Source organism: Pseudonocardia sp. C8 (assembly GCF_014267175.1).
GTDB lineage: Bacteria > Actinomycetota > Actinomycetes > Mycobacteriales > Pseudonocardiaceae > Pseudonocardia.
The window spans coordinates 5028642-5043649 of sequence record NZ_JACMTR010000002.1 but is presented as its reverse complement, the minus strand read 5'-3'; the positions used below and the strand labels follow the sequence as shown (position 1 = coordinate 5043649).

15 protein-coding genes are annotated in these 15008 nt (G+C 73.7%); 12 read left to right on the top strand and 3 right to left on the bottom strand.

All coding sequences use genetic code 11. The annotated features are described in order from the left end of the window. Window positions 1-107: 107 nt before the first annotated feature. Complete coding sequence (locus tag H7X46_RS23970) at window positions 108-1277, bottom strand: low specificity L-threonine aldolase (protein ID WP_186361511.1); 1170 nt, start codon at window positions 1275-1277, stop codon at window positions 108-110. 126 nt (window positions 1278-1403) lie between these two features. Between H7X46_RS23970 and H7X46_RS23965 the strand changes: the two genes are divergently transcribed. The 3 genes from H7X46_RS23965 to H7X46_RS23955 are packed head-to-tail and all read left to right on the top strand — an operon-like array spanning window position 1404 to window position 4306. Next, on the top strand, window positions 1404-1982 hold the full coding sequence (locus H7X46_RS23965; protein WP_186361510.1) for a TetR family transcriptional regulator: 579 nt from the start codon (window positions 1404-1406) through the stop codon (window positions 1980-1982). Window positions 1983-2036: 54 nt separating this feature from the next. Then, window positions 2037-3452, top strand: coding sequence for an adenylosuccinate lyase (purB, locus tag H7X46_RS23960; protein ID WP_370588931.1), 1416 nt, complete (start codon window positions 2037-2039; stop codon window positions 3450-3452). Next, window positions 3449-4306 carry a phosphoribosylaminoimidazolesuccinocarboxamide synthase gene (locus tag H7X46_RS23955; protein ID WP_186361509.1) on the top strand — a complete coding sequence of 286 codons (858 nt, stop codon included), beginning with the start codon at window positions 3449-3451 and terminating at the stop codon, window positions 4304-4306. Before purB ends, H7X46_RS23955 begins: the two co-directional genes overlap by 4 nt. A gap of 973 nt (window positions 4307-5279) precedes the next feature. On the opposite strand, the gene H7X46_RS23950 is transcribed toward H7X46_RS23955, so the two are convergent. Continuing rightward, window positions 5280-6236 (bottom strand): sugar-binding transcriptional regulator, encoded by a 957-nt coding sequence (locus tag H7X46_RS23950; RefSeq protein ID WP_186361508.1) that lies wholly within the window; start codon window positions 6234-6236, stop codon window positions 5280-5282. A 157-nt stretch (window positions 6237-6393) separates the two neighbouring features. Here H7X46_RS23950 and H7X46_RS23945 point away from each other — a divergent pair, with 157 nt between their 5' ends. The 6 genes from H7X46_RS23945 to H7X46_RS23920 all read left to right on the top strand — a co-directional run bounded on the left by H7X46_RS23945 (window position 6394) and on the right by H7X46_RS23920 (window position 12600). Beyond that, window positions 6394-7491, top strand: coding sequence for an alcohol dehydrogenase catalytic domain-containing protein (locus H7X46_RS23945; protein WP_370588930.1), 1098 nt, complete (start codon window positions 6394-6396; stop codon window positions 7489-7491). 10 nt (window positions 7492-7501) lie between these two features. After that, window positions 7502-8818, top strand: coding sequence for an MFS transporter (locus H7X46_RS23940; RefSeq protein ID WP_186361507.1), 1317 nt, complete (start codon window positions 7502-7504; stop codon window positions 8816-8818). Between the two features lie 9 nt (window positions 8819-8827). Continuing rightward, entirely contained in the window at window positions 8828-10543 is a 1716-nt protein-coding gene (locus H7X46_RS23935; RefSeq protein ID WP_186361506.1) for a dihydroxyacetone kinase family protein, read from the top strand. Beyond that, window positions 10540-11046, top strand: a complete 507-nt coding sequence (locus H7X46_RS23930; RefSeq protein WP_186361505.1) for a ribose-5-phosphate isomerase — start codon at window positions 10540-10542, stop codon at window positions 11044-11046. Before H7X46_RS23935 ends, H7X46_RS23930 begins: the two co-directional genes overlap by 4 nt. Continuing rightward, window positions 11046-11765, top strand: coding sequence for a GolD/DthD family dehydrogenase (locus H7X46_RS23925; protein ID WP_186361504.1), 720 nt, complete (start codon window positions 11046-11048; stop codon window positions 11763-11765). Before H7X46_RS23930 ends, H7X46_RS23925 begins: the two co-directional genes overlap by 1 nt. A 73-nt stretch (window positions 11766-11838) precedes the next feature. Further along, a complete protein-coding gene (locus tag H7X46_RS23920) occupies window positions 11839-12600 on the top strand; it encodes a DUF2334 domain-containing protein (RefSeq protein WP_186361503.1) in 762 nt (253 codons plus the stop codon). Window positions 12601-12689: 89 nt separating this feature from the next. Here the strand turns inward: H7X46_RS23920 and H7X46_RS23915 are convergent, their stop codons facing one another. Next, window positions 12690-13052 (bottom strand): VOC family protein, encoded by a 363-nt coding sequence (locus H7X46_RS23915; RefSeq protein WP_186361502.1) that lies wholly within the window; start codon window positions 13050-13052, stop codon window positions 12690-12692. A 134-nt stretch (window positions 13053-13186) separates the two neighbouring features. Between H7X46_RS23915 and H7X46_RS23910 the strand changes: the two genes are divergently transcribed. Genes H7X46_RS23910 through purQ form a run of 3 tightly spaced genes read left to right on the top strand, consistent with a single transcriptional unit; the run spans window position 13187 to window position 14997 of the window. Continuing rightward, entirely contained in the window at window positions 13187-14047 is an 861-nt protein-coding gene (locus tag H7X46_RS23910) for an alpha/beta fold hydrolase (protein ID WP_186361501.1), read from the top strand. Between the two features lie 48 nt (window positions 14048-14095). Continuing rightward, window positions 14096-14329, top strand: coding sequence for a phosphoribosylformylglycinamidine synthase subunit PurS (gene purS, locus H7X46_RS23905; protein ID WP_186361500.1), 234 nt, complete (start codon window positions 14096-14098; stop codon window positions 14327-14329). After that, a complete protein-coding gene (gene purQ, locus H7X46_RS23900; protein WP_186361499.1) occupies window positions 14326-14997 on the top strand; it encodes a phosphoribosylformylglycinamidine synthase subunit PurQ in 672 nt (223 codons plus the stop codon). The genes purS and purQ overlap by 4 nt, the downstream gene beginning before the upstream one ends. The last annotated feature ends 11 nt before the right edge of the window (window positions 14998-15008 follow it).

The window sequence follows — 15008 nt, the reverse complement described above, 5'->3', positions numbered from 1 at the left end:
GCGACGACATCCGGCCGTCACCGAGTGTGGACCCGATCGTGCGCGCCGACTTGACCTCGCACGACATCGACTTGACCCGGCGCGACAGTGTGAGCGCCGGTACGCAGTCAGCCCAGCGCGCTGCCGGCGCCCTCGTCCCGCCGTGGGAACGGCGCGGGCGGGGCGCCCGGCGACCCGGTGCTGGCCGGCCCGACCTCGCCGATCCGGTCCAGCGCCGCGGTCACGTGCTTCTCGGTGACGTCACGGTGGGTCATCAGGCGCAGCTTCCCGCCGACCGCACCGGCCTTGACACCGGCCTCGCCGAACGCGCCGATCGTCCCGCGCAGGTCGGCGACGTCCACCAGCACGATGTTCGTCTGCGGCTCCCGGACCCGCCAGCCGCGTTCCCGCATCCCGGCGGCCAGCTTCGTGGCCAGCGCGTGGTCCTCGGTGAGCCGGTCGGTGTCCTCCAGCGCGACGAGCCCGGCCGCGGCCAGGATCCCGCCCTGCCGGATCCCGCCGCCCAGCATCTTCCGCAGCCGCCGGGCCTGCTCGACGAACTCGACCGACCCGGCGACGACCGACCCGACCGGGGCGCCGAGCCCTTTGCTCAGGGAGACCGACACGGTGTCCGCGCCGACGGTGAGCGCCCCGGGCGGCACCCCGAGCGCGACGGCGGCGTTCCACAGCCGGGCCCCGTCGAGGTGCACGGCCAGCCGGGCGGCCCGCGCAGCCGCGGCGACCGCCGCGTGCTCCTCGGGCGCGGTGATCGTGCCGCCCGCGGCGTTGTGCGTGTTCTCCAGGCAGAGCAGCGCCGGGTGCAGCGCGGTGTACGAGCCGTCGTCGGCCGCGGCCCGCCGGACCGCGGAGGCGGTGACCTTGCCGGGGCCGCCGTCGTGGGGCAGCGGCCGCGGCATCCCGCCGGCCAGCCAGGCCGCCGTCCCGAGCTCGCTGTCGAGGACGTGCGCGCCCTGCGGGGCGAGGAACGACTCGCCGCGGCCGAGGTGGCTCATCAGCGCGATCAGGTTCGCCATGGACCCGGTCGGGGTCCACAACGCGTCCGCGGCGCCGAGCATGCCCGCGACCCGCTCCTCCAGCTCCCGCATGGTGGGGTCGCGGTCGAGGACGTCGTCGGCGACCTCCGCGGCGGCCATCGCCTTGCGCATGGCCGCGGTCGGCGCCGTCACGGTGTCCGAGCGGAGGTCGATCGGCTCGTCGTCGGGCACGGTGGCACGCAGCGTGGTGCGTGACGCTCGGCGGCTGCGGGAGGACGGGCGCACGCGCCGATTCTCGTCCATTCGCATCCCGGCCGACACAGCAGGGTCACGAAACGGTCACGGACAGCCTCGCGACCAGCGGCTCCCGTGGTGACGAGTCCGCAACGGCACTCGAAGGACCGTGCGTGCGCGGGGCAGGATGACCGGGTGAGCGCCCCGGGGAAGCAGACCGAGAAGGGTGAGCGGCGGCGGGCCCTGCTCGTCGCCGCCGCCGCCGAGCTGCTGGCCGAGGGCGGGTTCGACGCGATCCGGCACCGCGCGGTCGCCGAGCGGGCCGGCGTGCCGCTGGCCGCGACGACGTACTACTTCTCCTCGCTGGAGGAACTCGTGGGCGCCGCGCTGGACCAGCTCGCCCGGGAGGAGCTGGCCGACGCCCGCACGTGCCTCGACGTGCACGACGACCCGAACGAGATCGTCCTCGACCTGCTGCTCGGTCCCCGGTCGCGGACCGAGGGGCTCGACGCGGTGCTCCGCCGGTTCGAGCGGCTGATCGGGTCCGGGCGCCGCCCGTTCCTGGCCGGGCTGCTGCGCGACCAGCGGGTCGAGTTCGACGCCCTGCTCGCCGAGGCACTCACCCGCGCCGCCGGGCGCCGGCCCGGGCCGGGGGAGGTGCGGCGGGTGACCGCGCTGGTCGACGGCATCGTGCTCACCGCGCTGATCGAGGCCGAGCCGGATCCCCGCGGGATCGCCCGCGCGGCCCTGCGGGAGGCGATCGAGCAGGTGTGAGTCCGGGCTCCCTGCCCGTCACGCCCGTCCGACCTGCGATTATCATCGCGCCACGTGATTCCCAACGTGCTGGCCGCGCGCTACGCGAGTCCCGAGCTCGTCCGCCTCTGGTCCCCGGAATACAAGATCCAGCTGGAGCGACGGCTGTGGATCGCGGTGCTCCGCGCCCAGCGCGACCTCGGCATCGACGTCGACGAGCAGGTGATCGCCGACTACGAGGCGGTCGTCGAGCGGGTGGACCTCGACTCGATCGCCGCGCGCGAGCGGGTCACCCGGCACGACGTGAAGGCCCGGATCGAGGAGTTCAACGCCCTGGCCGGCCACGAGCAGGTCCACAAGGGCATGACCAGCCGGGACCTCACCGAGAACGTCGAGCAGCTGCAGATCCGGCTGTCCCTGGAGCTGGTCGCCGACCGGACCGTCGCGGTGCTGGCCCGGCTCGGGCGCCGCGCCGGCGAGTACGCCGAGCTGGTCATGGCCGGCCGCAGCCACAACGTCGCCGCGCAGACCACCACCCTGGGCAAGCGGTTCGCCACCGCCGCCGACGAGCTGCTCGTCGCGCACGCCCGGCTGGAGGACCTGCGCTCGCGGTACCCGCTGCGCGGGATCAAGGGCCCGATGGGCACCGCGCAGGACATGCTCGACCTGCTCGGCGACGCGGCCAAGCTGGAGGAGCTGGAGCGGCGGGTCGCGGTGCACCTCGGGTTCGCCGACGGGTTCACCAGCGTCGGCCAGGTCTACCCGCGGTCGCTGGACCACGACGTCGTCACCGCGCTGGTGCAGCTGGCCGCGGCGCCGTCGTCGCTGGCGACGACGATCCGGCTGATGGCCGGCGCCGAGCTGGCGACCGAGGGGTTCGCCCCGGGCCAGGTCGGGTCGAGCGCGATGCCGCACAAGATGAACGCGCGTTCCGCGGAACGCATCAACGGGCTGATGACGATCCTGCGCGGCCTGTCGGTGATGACCGCCGACCTGGCCGGTGCGCAGTGGAACGAGGGCGACGTGTCCTGCTCGGTGGTGCGCCGGGTCGCGCTGCCGGACGCGTTCTTCGCCCTCGACGGGCTCTTCGAGACCACGCTGACCGTGCTCGACGAGTTCGGCGCCTATCCCGCGGTGATCGCCCGCGAGCTGGACCGCTACCTGCCGTTCCTGGCGACGACCGCGGTCCTGATGGCGGCCGTCCGCGCCGGGGTGGGCCGCGAGACCGCGCACGAGGTCATCAAGGAGCACGCGGTCGCCGTCGCGCTGGCCATGCGGGAACAGGGCCAGGCCGACAACGACCTCCTCCAGCGGCTGGCCGGCGACGAGCGGCTCGGCCTGCCCGCCGGCACCCTCGACCGGCTCCTCGAGGACCCGCTCCGGTTCACCGGGGCCGCGTCCGGGCAGGTCACCGCGGTGAACGAGAAGATCGCCGCGATCACGGCGAAGCACCCGGAGGCCGCCGCCTACACGCCCGGGGGCATCCTGTGAAGCTCGTCCACTCCGGCAAGGTCCGCGAGCTCTATCTCGACGAGTCCGTCGACCCGGCCGAGCTGCTGCTCGTCGCATCGGACCGGCTGTCGATCTACGACGTCGTCCTCCCGACCCCGGTCCCGGACAAGGGCGCGATCCTCACCGCGCTGTCGCTGTACTGGTTCGAGCGGACCTCGGACCTGGTGCCGAACCACGTGCTCGGCACGCACGACGTCCCGGCCGAGTTCGCCGGCCGCGCGGTGCGGTGCCGCCCGCTGGAGATGCTGCCGGTCGAGTGCATCGCCCGCGGCTACCTCACCGGGCTCGGCCTGAAGGAGTACCAGCGCACCGGCGCGGTCTCCGGCGTGCGGCTGCCCGACGGGCTCGTCGAGGGCTCCCGGCTGCCCGAGCCGATCTTCACGCCGACCACCAAGGCGCCGGTCGGCGAGCACGACGAGTTCATGACGTTCGACGACGTCGTGGCCCTGCTCGGCGCGGACGTCGCCACCCGGCTGCGGGACCTCACCCTCGAGGTCTACCGGCGCGGCGCCGAGTCCGCCGCGCAGGGCGGGATCCTGGTCGCCGACACCAAGCTGGAGTTCGGCCGGGACGCCACCGGTGAGATCGTCCTGGGCGACGAGGTGCTCACCCCGGACTCGTCCCGGTTCTGGCCGGTCGACTCCTACGAGCCGGGCCGCCCGCAGTTCTCCTTCGACAAGCAGTACGTGCGGGACTGGTCGGCCTCGCTGGACTGGGACCGCACCGCGCCCGGCCCGGAGGTGCCCGACGACGTGGTGCAGGTGGTGCGGGACCGGTACGCCGAGGTGTACCGGCGGATCACCGGGAAGACCTGGGAGTCCCCGACCGCCTGACGATCTGCCGGGCCGCACGCCGGCGGGCACCGGCAAGGCGGCGTCCCGGGCGCGCGCCGGATCGATCAACGCGATCCCCCCGGGGTGGGGCGCGTTCGTGCTGATCGATCCTCGGTCGCGGATCGATCAGCACCTTTCCGCCTCGAACGGGGCATCAACGTGCATCTCGTGCGCGGGGCTGGAGTTGATCAGCACGAGTGCGCCCCGCGCAGGGCGAGAACGTGCGTCTCGAGCGCGGTGCAGGAATCGATCAGCGCGGTCGTGCCATGGGTGGGGCGAGAACGTGCGTCTCGAGTGCGGCGCAGGGGTCGATCAGCACGGTCCGGCCCCGCGCAGGGCGAGAACGTGCGTCTCGTGCGCCGGGCCGGGGTCGATCAGCGCGGTCGCGCCCCGCGCAGGGCGAGAACGTGAGCGTGGAGCGCTGTGCCCGGGTCGATCAGCACGGTCCTGCCCCGGCTGGGGCGCGTTCGTGCTGATCGACCCTCGGTCGCGGATCGATCAGCACCTTTCCGCCTCGAACGGGCATCACCGTGCATCTCGTGCGCCCGACCGGAGTCGATCAGCACGATCGCGCCCCGCGCAGGGCGAGATCGTGCGTCTCGCGCGCGGGGCGGGGGTCGATCAGCACGGTCGCGCCATGGGCGGGGCGAGAAGGTCCAGGTGGAGCGCCGTGCTCGGGTCGATCAGCGCGGTCGCGCCCTGGGCGAGGCGAGAACGTGCGTCTCGTGCGCCCGGCCGGGTTGATCAACGCGGTCGCTGCCCTGGGTGGGGCGAGAAGGTGCGTTTCGTGCGCCGGTCCGGGGTCGATCAGCACGATCGCGCCCCGCGCAGGGCACGAACGCGCGTGTCGGGCGCCGCGCCGGGGTTGACCTGCGCGTTGCCGTCCTGCGCAGGGCGAGAACGTGCGGGCCGGCAGCCGCACCGACGGCGACCGATGTTCCGCGCGGGTCGGGCGGAGGCGCGCACCGCCATGTCACCGCGCGGCACCGGCCGCCTCCAGCACCGCCTGCGCGGTGGGGACGTCGGTGACGAGCCGGTTGAACAGGCCCGCCTTCGCCCCGCCGAGGATGCTCGGCACCTTCTCCGACCCGACGGCGACCGCGATCGTCCGCGGCACCTTCTGCAGGATCTCCGGGGAGATCCGCACCATCCGGTCGCTGCCCGGGAACGCGATCGCGCCGCCGTCGGAGCGGTAGAAGTTCAGGCAGACGTCACCGACCCCGGCGCGCAGGCCCTCGTCGTCCAGCGGGACCGAGGTGGAGATCGAATCGCGGCCCGCGGGCGGCGCGCCGACGCCGACCAGCGCGGCGGACGCCCGGGTCCAGAACCCGGTGACCCGCCGGAACTCGGGGTCCTCGGCGAGTGTCGCGCTCATCGCCGGTGACGGCATGGCCTGGGTGAACAGGAAGTGCGGCCGGCCCTGCATCCGCTCGGCGACCGCCCGGGTGATCTCGTTGGTCTGGTGCCAGGCCTCCGGCTCGGCGACGCCGCCGACGGTCGGGACGATCTCGATGCCCGGCACCGCGGGCAGCGCCTCGTGGCTGAGCTCCCACACGGTCCGGCCGGACGACACCAGCAGCACGTCCCCGGCGGTGAGCCCGGCCTCGCGCAGCGCCTCGCCGACCGGCTCCACCAGCGTCCCGCCCAGGTCGGTGCCCGCCGCGAACGGCGCCAGCCACACCTTGTCGATCCCGAGCGCCGCGGCCAGCCGCAGCGAGTCGTCACCGCCGGTGCGCAGGGTGTCCGGGTCGTGGACCGAGATCCGCACGATCCCGACCCGCCGGGCCTCGGCGAGCAGCCGGGACACGGTCGGCCGCGACACCGTCAGCCGCTCGGCGATCGCGGCCTGGTTGAGCTCGTCCAGGTAGTACAGCCGTGCGGCCCGGTGCATGAGCCCCAGGTCACGGCGGGTGAACTCGCGCGGCGCCATCGCCGGCCTCCTTCCCCTCGGGAGGATCGTCTCGACCCCACCATAGTGCACGTTTGTTCATCTTGGAACCGATGTGTTGACGAATGTTCACGAGGGAACGCATGCTCAGAACAACCGCTCATGCCTAGGTACGCATGGCACCAATGGAGGTTCTGCCGTGGCTGTCGAAGCACCGATTCCCGCCCGGATGCAGGCCGTGGTCGTGCACGGCCCCGAGGACTACCGGCTCGAGGAGGTGGACGTCCCGAAGCCGGGGGCCGGTGAGCTGCTGATGCAGGTCGAGGCCGTGGGTGTGTGCGCGAGCGACCTGAAGTGCTACCACGGCGCCGCCAAGTTCTGGGGCGACGACAACCGCCCCGCCTGGGCCCAGACCGGCGTCACCCCCGGGCACGAGTTCGTCGGCCGGATCGTCGACGGCGACGCCGAGGGCCTGGCCCGGCACGGCGTCGAGGTCGGCGACCGTGTCGCCTGTGAGCAGATCGTCCCGTGCGAGGAGTGCCGCTACTGCCGGCGCGGCCAGTACTGGATGTGCGGCCCGCACGACATGTTCGGCTTCCGCAACTTCAACGGCGCGATGGCCCAGTACATGCTGGTCCCGACCCGCGCACGGGTTCACAAGGTCTCGCCGGAGCTGGAGCCGCACCACGCCGCGTTCGCCGAGCCGCTGTCCTGCGCGCTGCACGCGGTCGAGCGGGCCACGATCTCGTTCGACGACGTCGTGGTCGTGGCCGGCTGCGGCCCGATCGGGCTGGGCCTGATCGCCGGCGCCCGGGCCAAGAACCCGAAGCTGCTGATCGCCCTGGACCTCGACGACGACAAGCTCGAGCTGGGCCGGCGCACCGGCGCCGACCTCACGATCAACATCGCGAGGGAGGACGCCGTCGCCCGGGTCAAGGAGCTGACCGACGGCTACGGCGCCGACGTCTACCTGGAGGGCTCGGGCGCGGTCCCGGCCGTCGCACAGGGCCTCAACCTGCTGCGCAAGCTCGGCACGTTCGTCGAGTACTCGGTCTTCGGCTCCGAGGTGACCGTCGACTGGTCGATCATCTCCGACGACAAGGAGCTCGACGTCCGCGGCGCCCACCTCGGCCCGCACTGCTGGCCCGCCGCGATCAAGATGCTGGAGGACGGCAAGCTCCCGATCTCCGACATCTGCACCCACCAGGTGCCGCTCGCGGACTTCCAGAAGGCCCTCGACCTGGTCGGCGACACCACGGGTGCGTCGGTCAAGGTCTCGATCCTCCCGAACGCCTGAGGAGCCGACGATGAGCAACGGAGCCGTCCGCGAGACCTTCCTCGACCGCATCGGCATCCCGCACACGCTGCGCTGGGGCTTCCTCGGCGTGCTGGTCTTCATGACCGGCAACGGGACCGAGTCCAACTTCATCTCACCGCACATCGAGGCGGTCCTCGGGTCGCCCGAGGCCACGGTCGCGACGATCATCAGCGGCTACAGCCTCGCCGTCCTGGTCGCCAGCTACCTCTCCGGGGCGCTCGCCGACCTGTGGGGCCCGCGCCGGGTGATGACCCTCGGCGTGGTCATCTGGGTGGTCTTCGAGGTGCTGTTCCTGCTGAGCCTGCAGCTCGGCAGCCTCCCCCTGGTCGCGCTGACCTACTTCCTGCGCGGCTTCGGCTACCCGCTGTTCGCGTTCGCGTTCCTGGTGTGGATCAACGTGGTCACGCCGTACGAGCGCAACGGCGTCGCCGTCGGGTGGTTCTACGTCATGTTCACCGGTGGCCTGCCCACCCTCGGCTCGCTGTTCGCGATCGGCATGATCCCCGCGTTCGGCGGGTCCACCGGCGGTGAGACCGCCGCGATGGTCGGCTCGACCGCGCTGGTCGTAGCCGGCTACCTGATCGCCCGGTTCGGCGTCCGCGAGCAGCACGCGAACACCCGGCTGGCCCCGGCCGGCGAGACGACCGCCCAGGTGGTCACCGCCGGCCTGCGGCTGACCGCACGCAGCCCCAAGATCCTCATGGGCTTCCTCGTCCGGCTGATCAACACCGCACCGCAGTACGGCATGTTCATCATCCTGCCGACGGTCATCGCCACCGACCTCGGTTGGGGACAGAGCCGCTGGCTGACCATGACCGTGTTCGTCTACGCGACCAACATCGGGGTCAACGCGGTCTTCGGCTGGGTCGGCGACAAGTGGGGCTGGCGCCGCACCGTCCAGTGGTTCGGCGTGTTCGGCTCCGCGGTCGGCCTGCTGCTGTGGTGGTACGTGCCGCACGCCGTGCCGGCCGGCTCCACCTGGGGGTTCTGGGTCTCGGTCGCCGCGGGCTGCGTGTTCGGCTGCCTGCTCGCCGGGTTCGTCCCGATGGGCGCGATCATGCCGGCGCTGGCACCCGACCACAAGGGCGCCGCGATGGCCATGTACACCACCGCCGCCGGTGGCGCCGCGTTCCTCGGCTCCGGTGTCGTCGCCCTGATGCTCGCGCTGGGCACCGGCAACGTCGGCGTCGTCTGGGCCTTCGTCGCCCTCTACGCCGCGGCCTTCGTGATGGTCTCGTTCCTCGACGTCCCCCAGGACGCGGCCGAGACCCGCGAGCCGGCCGCCACCCCCGTCAGCGGTTCCTGAGGAGGGGACATGACCAGGATCTTCGACGACCCGGCCGAGTTCGCCGACGACCAGCTCGCCGGTTTCCTCGACCTCTACGCCGACCGCGTCCGCGGGGTGCACGGCGGTGTGGTCGCCCACCGGGGCGACCAGCCGCAGGTCGCCGTGGTGATCGGCGGCGGGTCGGGCCACTACCCGGCGTTCTGCGGGACGGTCGGGCCCGGCCTGGCGCACGGCGCCGTCGTCGGGAACATCTTCACCTCGCCGTCGGCGGCCCAGGCCTACTCGGTGGGCAAGGCCGCCGACCAGGGCCGGGGCGTGATCTTCAGCTTCGGCAACTACGCCGGTGACGTCATGAACTTCGGCATCGCGGCCGAGCGGCTGCGGGCAGAGGGGATCGACGCCCGGATCGTGATCGTCACCGACGACGTCGCCTCCGCCGACACCGAGGAGAAGCGCCGCGGCATCGCCGGCGACTTCACGGTGTTCAAGGTGATGGGCGCGGCCGCCGCACAGGGCCTCGGCATCGACGAGGTGGAACGGCTGGGCCGGGCGGCGAACGCCGCCACCCGCACCCTGGGCGTCGCGTTCTCCGGGTGCACGATGCCCGGCGAGGACGAGCCGCTGTTCACCGTCCCGGAGGGGCACCTCGGGCTCGGGCTGGGCATCCACGGCGAGCCCGGCATCCGGGACGTCCCGATGCTCCCGGCCCGCGAGCTCGCCGACCTGCTGGTCGCCGAGGTGTTGAAGAACGCCCCGGCCGGCGCGCCGCACCGGGTCGGCACGATCCTCAACGGGCTCGGCACCACGAAGTACGAGGAGCTGTTCCTGCTCTGGGGGCACGTGTCGGCGCGGCTGCGCGACGCCGGGTGCGAGATCGTCGACCCGGAGGTCGGCGAGCTCGTGACCAGCCTCGACATGGGCGGCTGCTCGCTGACCCTCATGTGGCTGGACGACGAGCTGGAGCCGCTCTGGCGGGCCGACGCCTACACGCCCGCCTACCGCAAGGCGGCCGCCCCGCTGGCCGCGCTGCGCGCGCCGGGCGCCGACGAGCTGGCCGAGGACGCCGCCGTCGTCACCGCCCCGGAGGCGAGCGAGGCCGCGCGCGGGCTGGCCGCCACCGTCCGGGCCGCACTCGTCGCCGTCGAGGACACGATCCGCGAGCACGAGCACGAGCTCGGCCGGATCGATGCCGTCGCCGGGGACGGCGACCACGGCCGCGGCATGCTCAAGGGCATCACCGCGGCCACCGCCCGGGTCGCCGGCGCCGGCGAGGAGGTCGGCGGTGGCTGGCTGCTCCAGCAGGCCGGGCAGGCCTGGGCGGAACGGGCGGGCGGCACGTCCGGGGTCCTGTGGGGCGCGGCGCTGGAGGCACTGGGCCGCCGGCTCGGTGACACCGCCCAGACGTACCCGGCCGCCGAGGTGGCCGCCGGGGTCCGTGAGTTCGCGACGACGATCCAGCAGCTCGGCGGGGCCGCGCTCGGCGACAAGACGCTGCTGGACGCGTTGCTGCCGTTCGCCGAGGAGCTGGAGCGGCGGGTCGGCGGGGGCGAGGGGCTCGCCCCGGCCTGGGTGGCCGCCGCGGAGGTCGCGACGGCACGGGCACGGCAGACCGCCGAGCTGCGGCCCCGGATCGGGCGCGCGCGGCCGCTGGCGGACAAGAGCGTGGGGACCCCCGACGCGGGGGCGATCTCGATGGGACTGGTGGTCACCGCCGTCGGTTCCGTTCTGGAGGAGAGCAAGTGAGCGACAAGCTGCGCATCGTGGTCGGCGCCGACGACGCCGGGTTCGACTACAAGGAGCGCCTCAAGGCCGACCTGCAGGCCGACGACCGGGTCGCCGAGGTGATCGACGTCGGCGTCGGCCCGGACGGGCACACGGCCTACCCGCACATCGGCGTGGCCGCGGCCCGGAAGGTCGCCGACGGCGAGGCGGACCGGGCACTGCTGGTGTGCGGCACCGGCCTCGGCGTGGCGATCTCGGCGAACAAGGTGCCCGGCATCCGGGCCGTGACCGCGCACGACACGTTCTCGGTGGAGCGCTCGGTCAAGTCCAACGACGCCCAGGTGCTGTGCTTCGGGCAGCGCGTCGTCGGGATCGAGCTGGCGCGCAAGCTGGCGTCCGAGTGGCTGGACCACCGGTTCGACCCGCAGAGCGCCTCCGCGGCGAAGGTCGCCGCGCTGAACGACTACGACAGCCGCGACGGCGAGCCGCTCGCCGTGGCACAGCCGGTGGGGACGGACTGCTGATGTTCGATCTGACGGGCCGGGTCGCGCTGGTCACCGGTGCGGCCTCCGGTATCGGGGCGGAGGTGGCGTCCGCGCTGGCCGCGCAGGGCGCCACGGTCGCCGGGGCGGACCTGAAGGAGGACGGCCTGGACGGCTGCGCCTCGGCGCACCGGGTCGACGTCGCCGACCCGGACGACGCCGAGCGCTGCGTCGGCGAGGTCGTCGACCGGCACGGCCGGCTGGACGTCCTGGTCAACTCGGCCGGCATCGCGCTGCTCGCGCCCGCGCTGGACCTGGGGATCGACGAGTGGCGCCGGACGCTGGACGTCAACCTCACCGGGTCCTGGCTGATGGCCAAGGCGGCCGGACGGGTGATGGTCGAGCAGGGCCGCGGGCGGATCGTGAACCTGGCCTCGCAGGCGGCGAGCAGCGGGCTGGAGAAGCACGCCGCGTACTGCGCGTCCAAGGCCGGGATCAACGGGCTGACCCGCACGCTCGCCGTCGAGTGGGGCCCGCACGGCGTGACGGTGAACGCGGTCTCGCCGACCGTCGTCCTCACCGAGCTCGGGCGGAAGGTGTGGGACAACCCGGCCGGCGACGCGCACCGGGCGGAGATCCCGGCGCGGCGGTTCGCCGAGCCGCCGGAGATCGCCGCGGCCGTGGTGTACCTGGCCTCGGACGAGGCCGCCATGGTCAACGGTGCCGAGCTGAAGGTGGACGGCGGCTTCACGGCGCGCTGACCGACGTGCGGGCGTCGCCGGGGGGACCGGTGGGACTCACGCAGGGTTCATCTCCGTCGGGTTCCCTGGGGGCATGAGCACGCTGCTGGTGTCGCTGTCCGGCCTGACCGACGCCACCGACGCCGACCGGGCCCGGGCCGTCGCGTTCGCCGCCGAGCTCGACCGCCTCGGCGTGCCGCTCACCCATCTCGTGCAGCCCAAGGGGCCCGAGCACGCGCTGCGGCGGGGTGACGACCTGGTCCGCTGGATCGCGGGCCGGGTCGGCGCCGGCGACGACGTCCTGCTGCACGGCTACGACCACACCGCCGACCCGGTGGGGTCCTGGCAGAACGGGGCCGTGCCCCGGATCGGCCGGCGGAGCGAGTTCGGGGCGCTGCCCCGGCACGAGGCGGGCCTGCGGCTGACCGCCGCCCGGCGGGTCCTCACCGCGACCGGGCTGTCCACGGACGGGTTCGCGGCGCCGCGCTGGGTCGCCTCCGCCGGCACCCTCGAGGCGCTCGCCGAGCACGGCTTCGGCCTGTGCGCCGACGAGACCTCGCTGCGCGTGCCCGGCGGGCCGGTGCTGCGGGCGAAGGTGCTGACCTTCCGCAGCTCGGAGCCGTGGCTGGGGTCCGAGAGGGCGACGGGGGACCGCCGCCGGGGCCGTGCACTTCAGCAGCAGGCCGTCCGGATCGCCGACCGCGGCGGCATCGTGCGGATCGCGCTGCGGGCCAAGGACCTCCGTAAGCCACACCGGGCCGACGCGGCGCTGGCCGCCGTCGACGCCGCCCGGAACGCCGGTGCGGCCGGTGCGGTCCACCGTGGCCTGTTCCCGGCCGCCGCGCCCGCGGCCTGACCCCCCGACCACCCGGCGAAGGGCCCGGTTGTCCACAGTGTGTGTCTGCCTGTGGACAACCGGTGCCACCTGTGGACGGAGCCGGCCGGTCAGCCGGACCGGCGCTCGCCGAGCACGCAGAACTCGTTGCCCTCGGGGTCGGCGAGCACCGTCCACGGCTGGTCCGAGTGCTGCCCGATGTTGACCTTCGTCGCGCCCAGCATGAGCAGCCGCGCGACCTCCGAGTCCCGCACGCCGTCCGGGCGCAGGTCGATGTGCATCCGGTTCTTGGTCCGCTTCCCCTCCGGGACCGCCACGAAGACCATCCCCGGGGTGACACCCTCGGCCGGCTGGATCTCGAACTCCTGCGGCGAGGCGTTCACCACCACCCAGTCCAGCGCCTCGGCCCACCAGCGGCCCAGCCGTACCGGGTCCCGGGCGTCCACGACGACCTGCTCCCAGCGCATCCCCATCAGGTGCCGACCGCCCCGTACGTCAGCTGCATGCCACCAGCATCCCGCGTCGGCGGCCGTTCGTCCGGGTGGGTGAGGTCGGCGCGTCGCCCCGGGCGTCGATGAGTTCCCCCCGCGGGCCCGGTCCACCGGACATGGACACACGCACCCTTCATCTCGACGACGCCGACATCGTCTACGACGTCCACGGCCCCGACCCGGCACCTGGTGAGCCAACGCTGCTCGCGATCGGCCAGCCGATGGACGCCTCCGGGTTCCGCGCGCTCGCCGCGCAGCTGCCGGACCGCCGGGTGGTCGCCTATGACCCGCGTGGTCTCGGGCGCAGCACGCGGCGCGACGGGCGCACCGACAACGACCCGCACGTGCAGGCCGCCGACGTGCACGCCCTGATCGGCGCGATCGGCGGGCCGGTGGACCTGCTCGCCAGCAGCGGGGGAGCGGTGACGGCGCTGACGCTCGTCGAGGCCCACCCGGACGACGTCCGGGTGCTGGTCGCGCACGAGCCACCGCTGATCGGCGAGCTCCCCGACTCCGGCGCCGCCTGGCGGGCCTGGCGCGACGTCCGCGAGGTCTACGACACGAAGGGCTGGGGCGCCGGGATGGCCGCCTTCATCAGCTACACGTCGTGGTCCGGCCCGTTCACCGAGGAGTACTTCGCCGCCGGGCCGCCGGACCCGGCCGCCTTCGGCCTGCCCACCGACGACGACGGCTCGCGTGACGACCCGCTGCTGTCCGACCGCTCGGCGGCCGTGCTCCGGGTGGTACCCGACGCCGGGGCGCTCGCCGCCGCACCGACGCGGGTGGTGCTCGCGGTCGGCGAGGAGACCGGTGACACGTGCACCGCGCGGACCACGCGGGCGCTCGCCGCCCGGCTCGGGCAGGACGTCGTCGTCTTCCCGAGCCACCACGGCGGCTTCGCCGGCGACGAGTTCGGCTACCCGGGCAAGCCCGCCGAGTTCGCGGCGCGGCTGGTCGAGGTCCTCGACCAGGGGTGAGGGCCGGCACGTCGAGCCCAGGTGCGGGTTCACCGTAGGCTGAGCGTCGTGGCCAGAGTGGTGGTGGACGTGATGCCCAAGCCCGAGATCCTCGACGTCCAGGGTCAGGCCGTGACCCGGGCGCTCGGCCGGATCGGCGTGTCCGGGGTGAGCGGGGTGCGGCAGGGCAAGCACTTCGAGCTCGAGGTCGACGAGGGGATCGACGACGAGACCCTGCACCGGCTCGCCGGCTCCCTGCTGGCGAACCCGGTGATCGAGGACTGGACGGTGACCCGGCTGTGAGCCGTGTCGGTGTGATCACCTTCCCCGGCACGCTCGACGACGTCGACGCCGCCCGCGCGGTCCGCCGCGCCGGCGCCGACGCCGTCCCGCTGTGGCACGGCGACCACGACCTGGCCGGCGTGGACGCGGTCGTCGTCCCGGGCGGGTTCTCCTACGGCGACTACCTGCGGGCCGGGGCGATCGCCTCGCTCGCGCCGATCATGCGCGAGGTCGTCGAGGCGGCCGGGCGCGGGCTGCCGGTGCTCGGCATCTGCAACGGGTTCCAGATCCTCTGCGAGGCCCACCTGCTGCCCGGTGCGCTGGTCGCCAACGCCGGGATGCACTTCCTGTGCCGGGACCTGGTACTGACCGTGGAGAACGCACGGACCGCCTGGACCCGGGACTACACGGCGGGCGACGAGCTGATGATCCCGCTGAAGTCGCAGGAGGGCCGCTACGTCGCCGACCCCGCCACCCTGGACCGGCTGGAGGGCGAGGGTCTCGTCGCGTTCCGGTACCGCGACGGCGCGCCGAACGGCTCGTCGCGGGGGATCGCCGGGATCACCAACCCGGCCGGGAACGTCGTCGGGCTCATGCCGCACCCGGAGCACGCGACGAGCGCGCTCACCGGGCCGTCCGCGGACGGGTTGGGGCTGTTCACCTCGGCACTGGCGCAGGTCACCGCCTGAGGTCGTGAGCC

Coding starts and splice junctions, on each gene's coding strand:
- H7X46_RS23970 (WP_186361511.1), bottom strand. CDS start 1,277: ATGGACGAGAATCGGCGCGTGCGCCCGTCCTCCCGCAGCCGCCGAGCG.
- H7X46_RS23950 (WP_186361508.1), bottom strand. CDS start 6,236: ATGGCGCCGCGCGAGTTCACCCGCCGTGACCTGGGGCTCATGCACCGG.
- H7X46_RS23940 (WP_186361507.1), top strand. CDS start 7,502: ATGAGCAACGGAGCCGTCCGCGAGACCTTCCTCGACCGCATCGGCATC.
- H7X46_RS23935 (WP_186361506.1), top strand. CDS start 8,828: ATGACCAGGATCTTCGACGACCCGGCCGAGTTCGCCGACGACCAGCTC.
- H7X46_RS23925 (WP_186361504.1), top strand. CDS start 11,046: ATGTTCGATCTGACGGGCCGGGTCGCGCTGGTCACCGGTGCGGCCTCC.
- H7X46_RS23920 (WP_186361503.1), top strand. CDS start 11,839: ATGAGCACGCTGCTGGTGTCGCTGTCCGGCCTGACCGACGCCACCGAC.
- H7X46_RS23915 (WP_186361502.1), bottom strand. CDS start 13,052: ATGGGGATGCGCTGGGAGCAGGTCGTCGTGGACGCCCGGGACCCGGTA.
- H7X46_RS23910 (WP_186361501.1), top strand. CDS start 13,187: ATGGACACACGCACCCTTCATCTCGACGACGCCGACATCGTCTACGAC.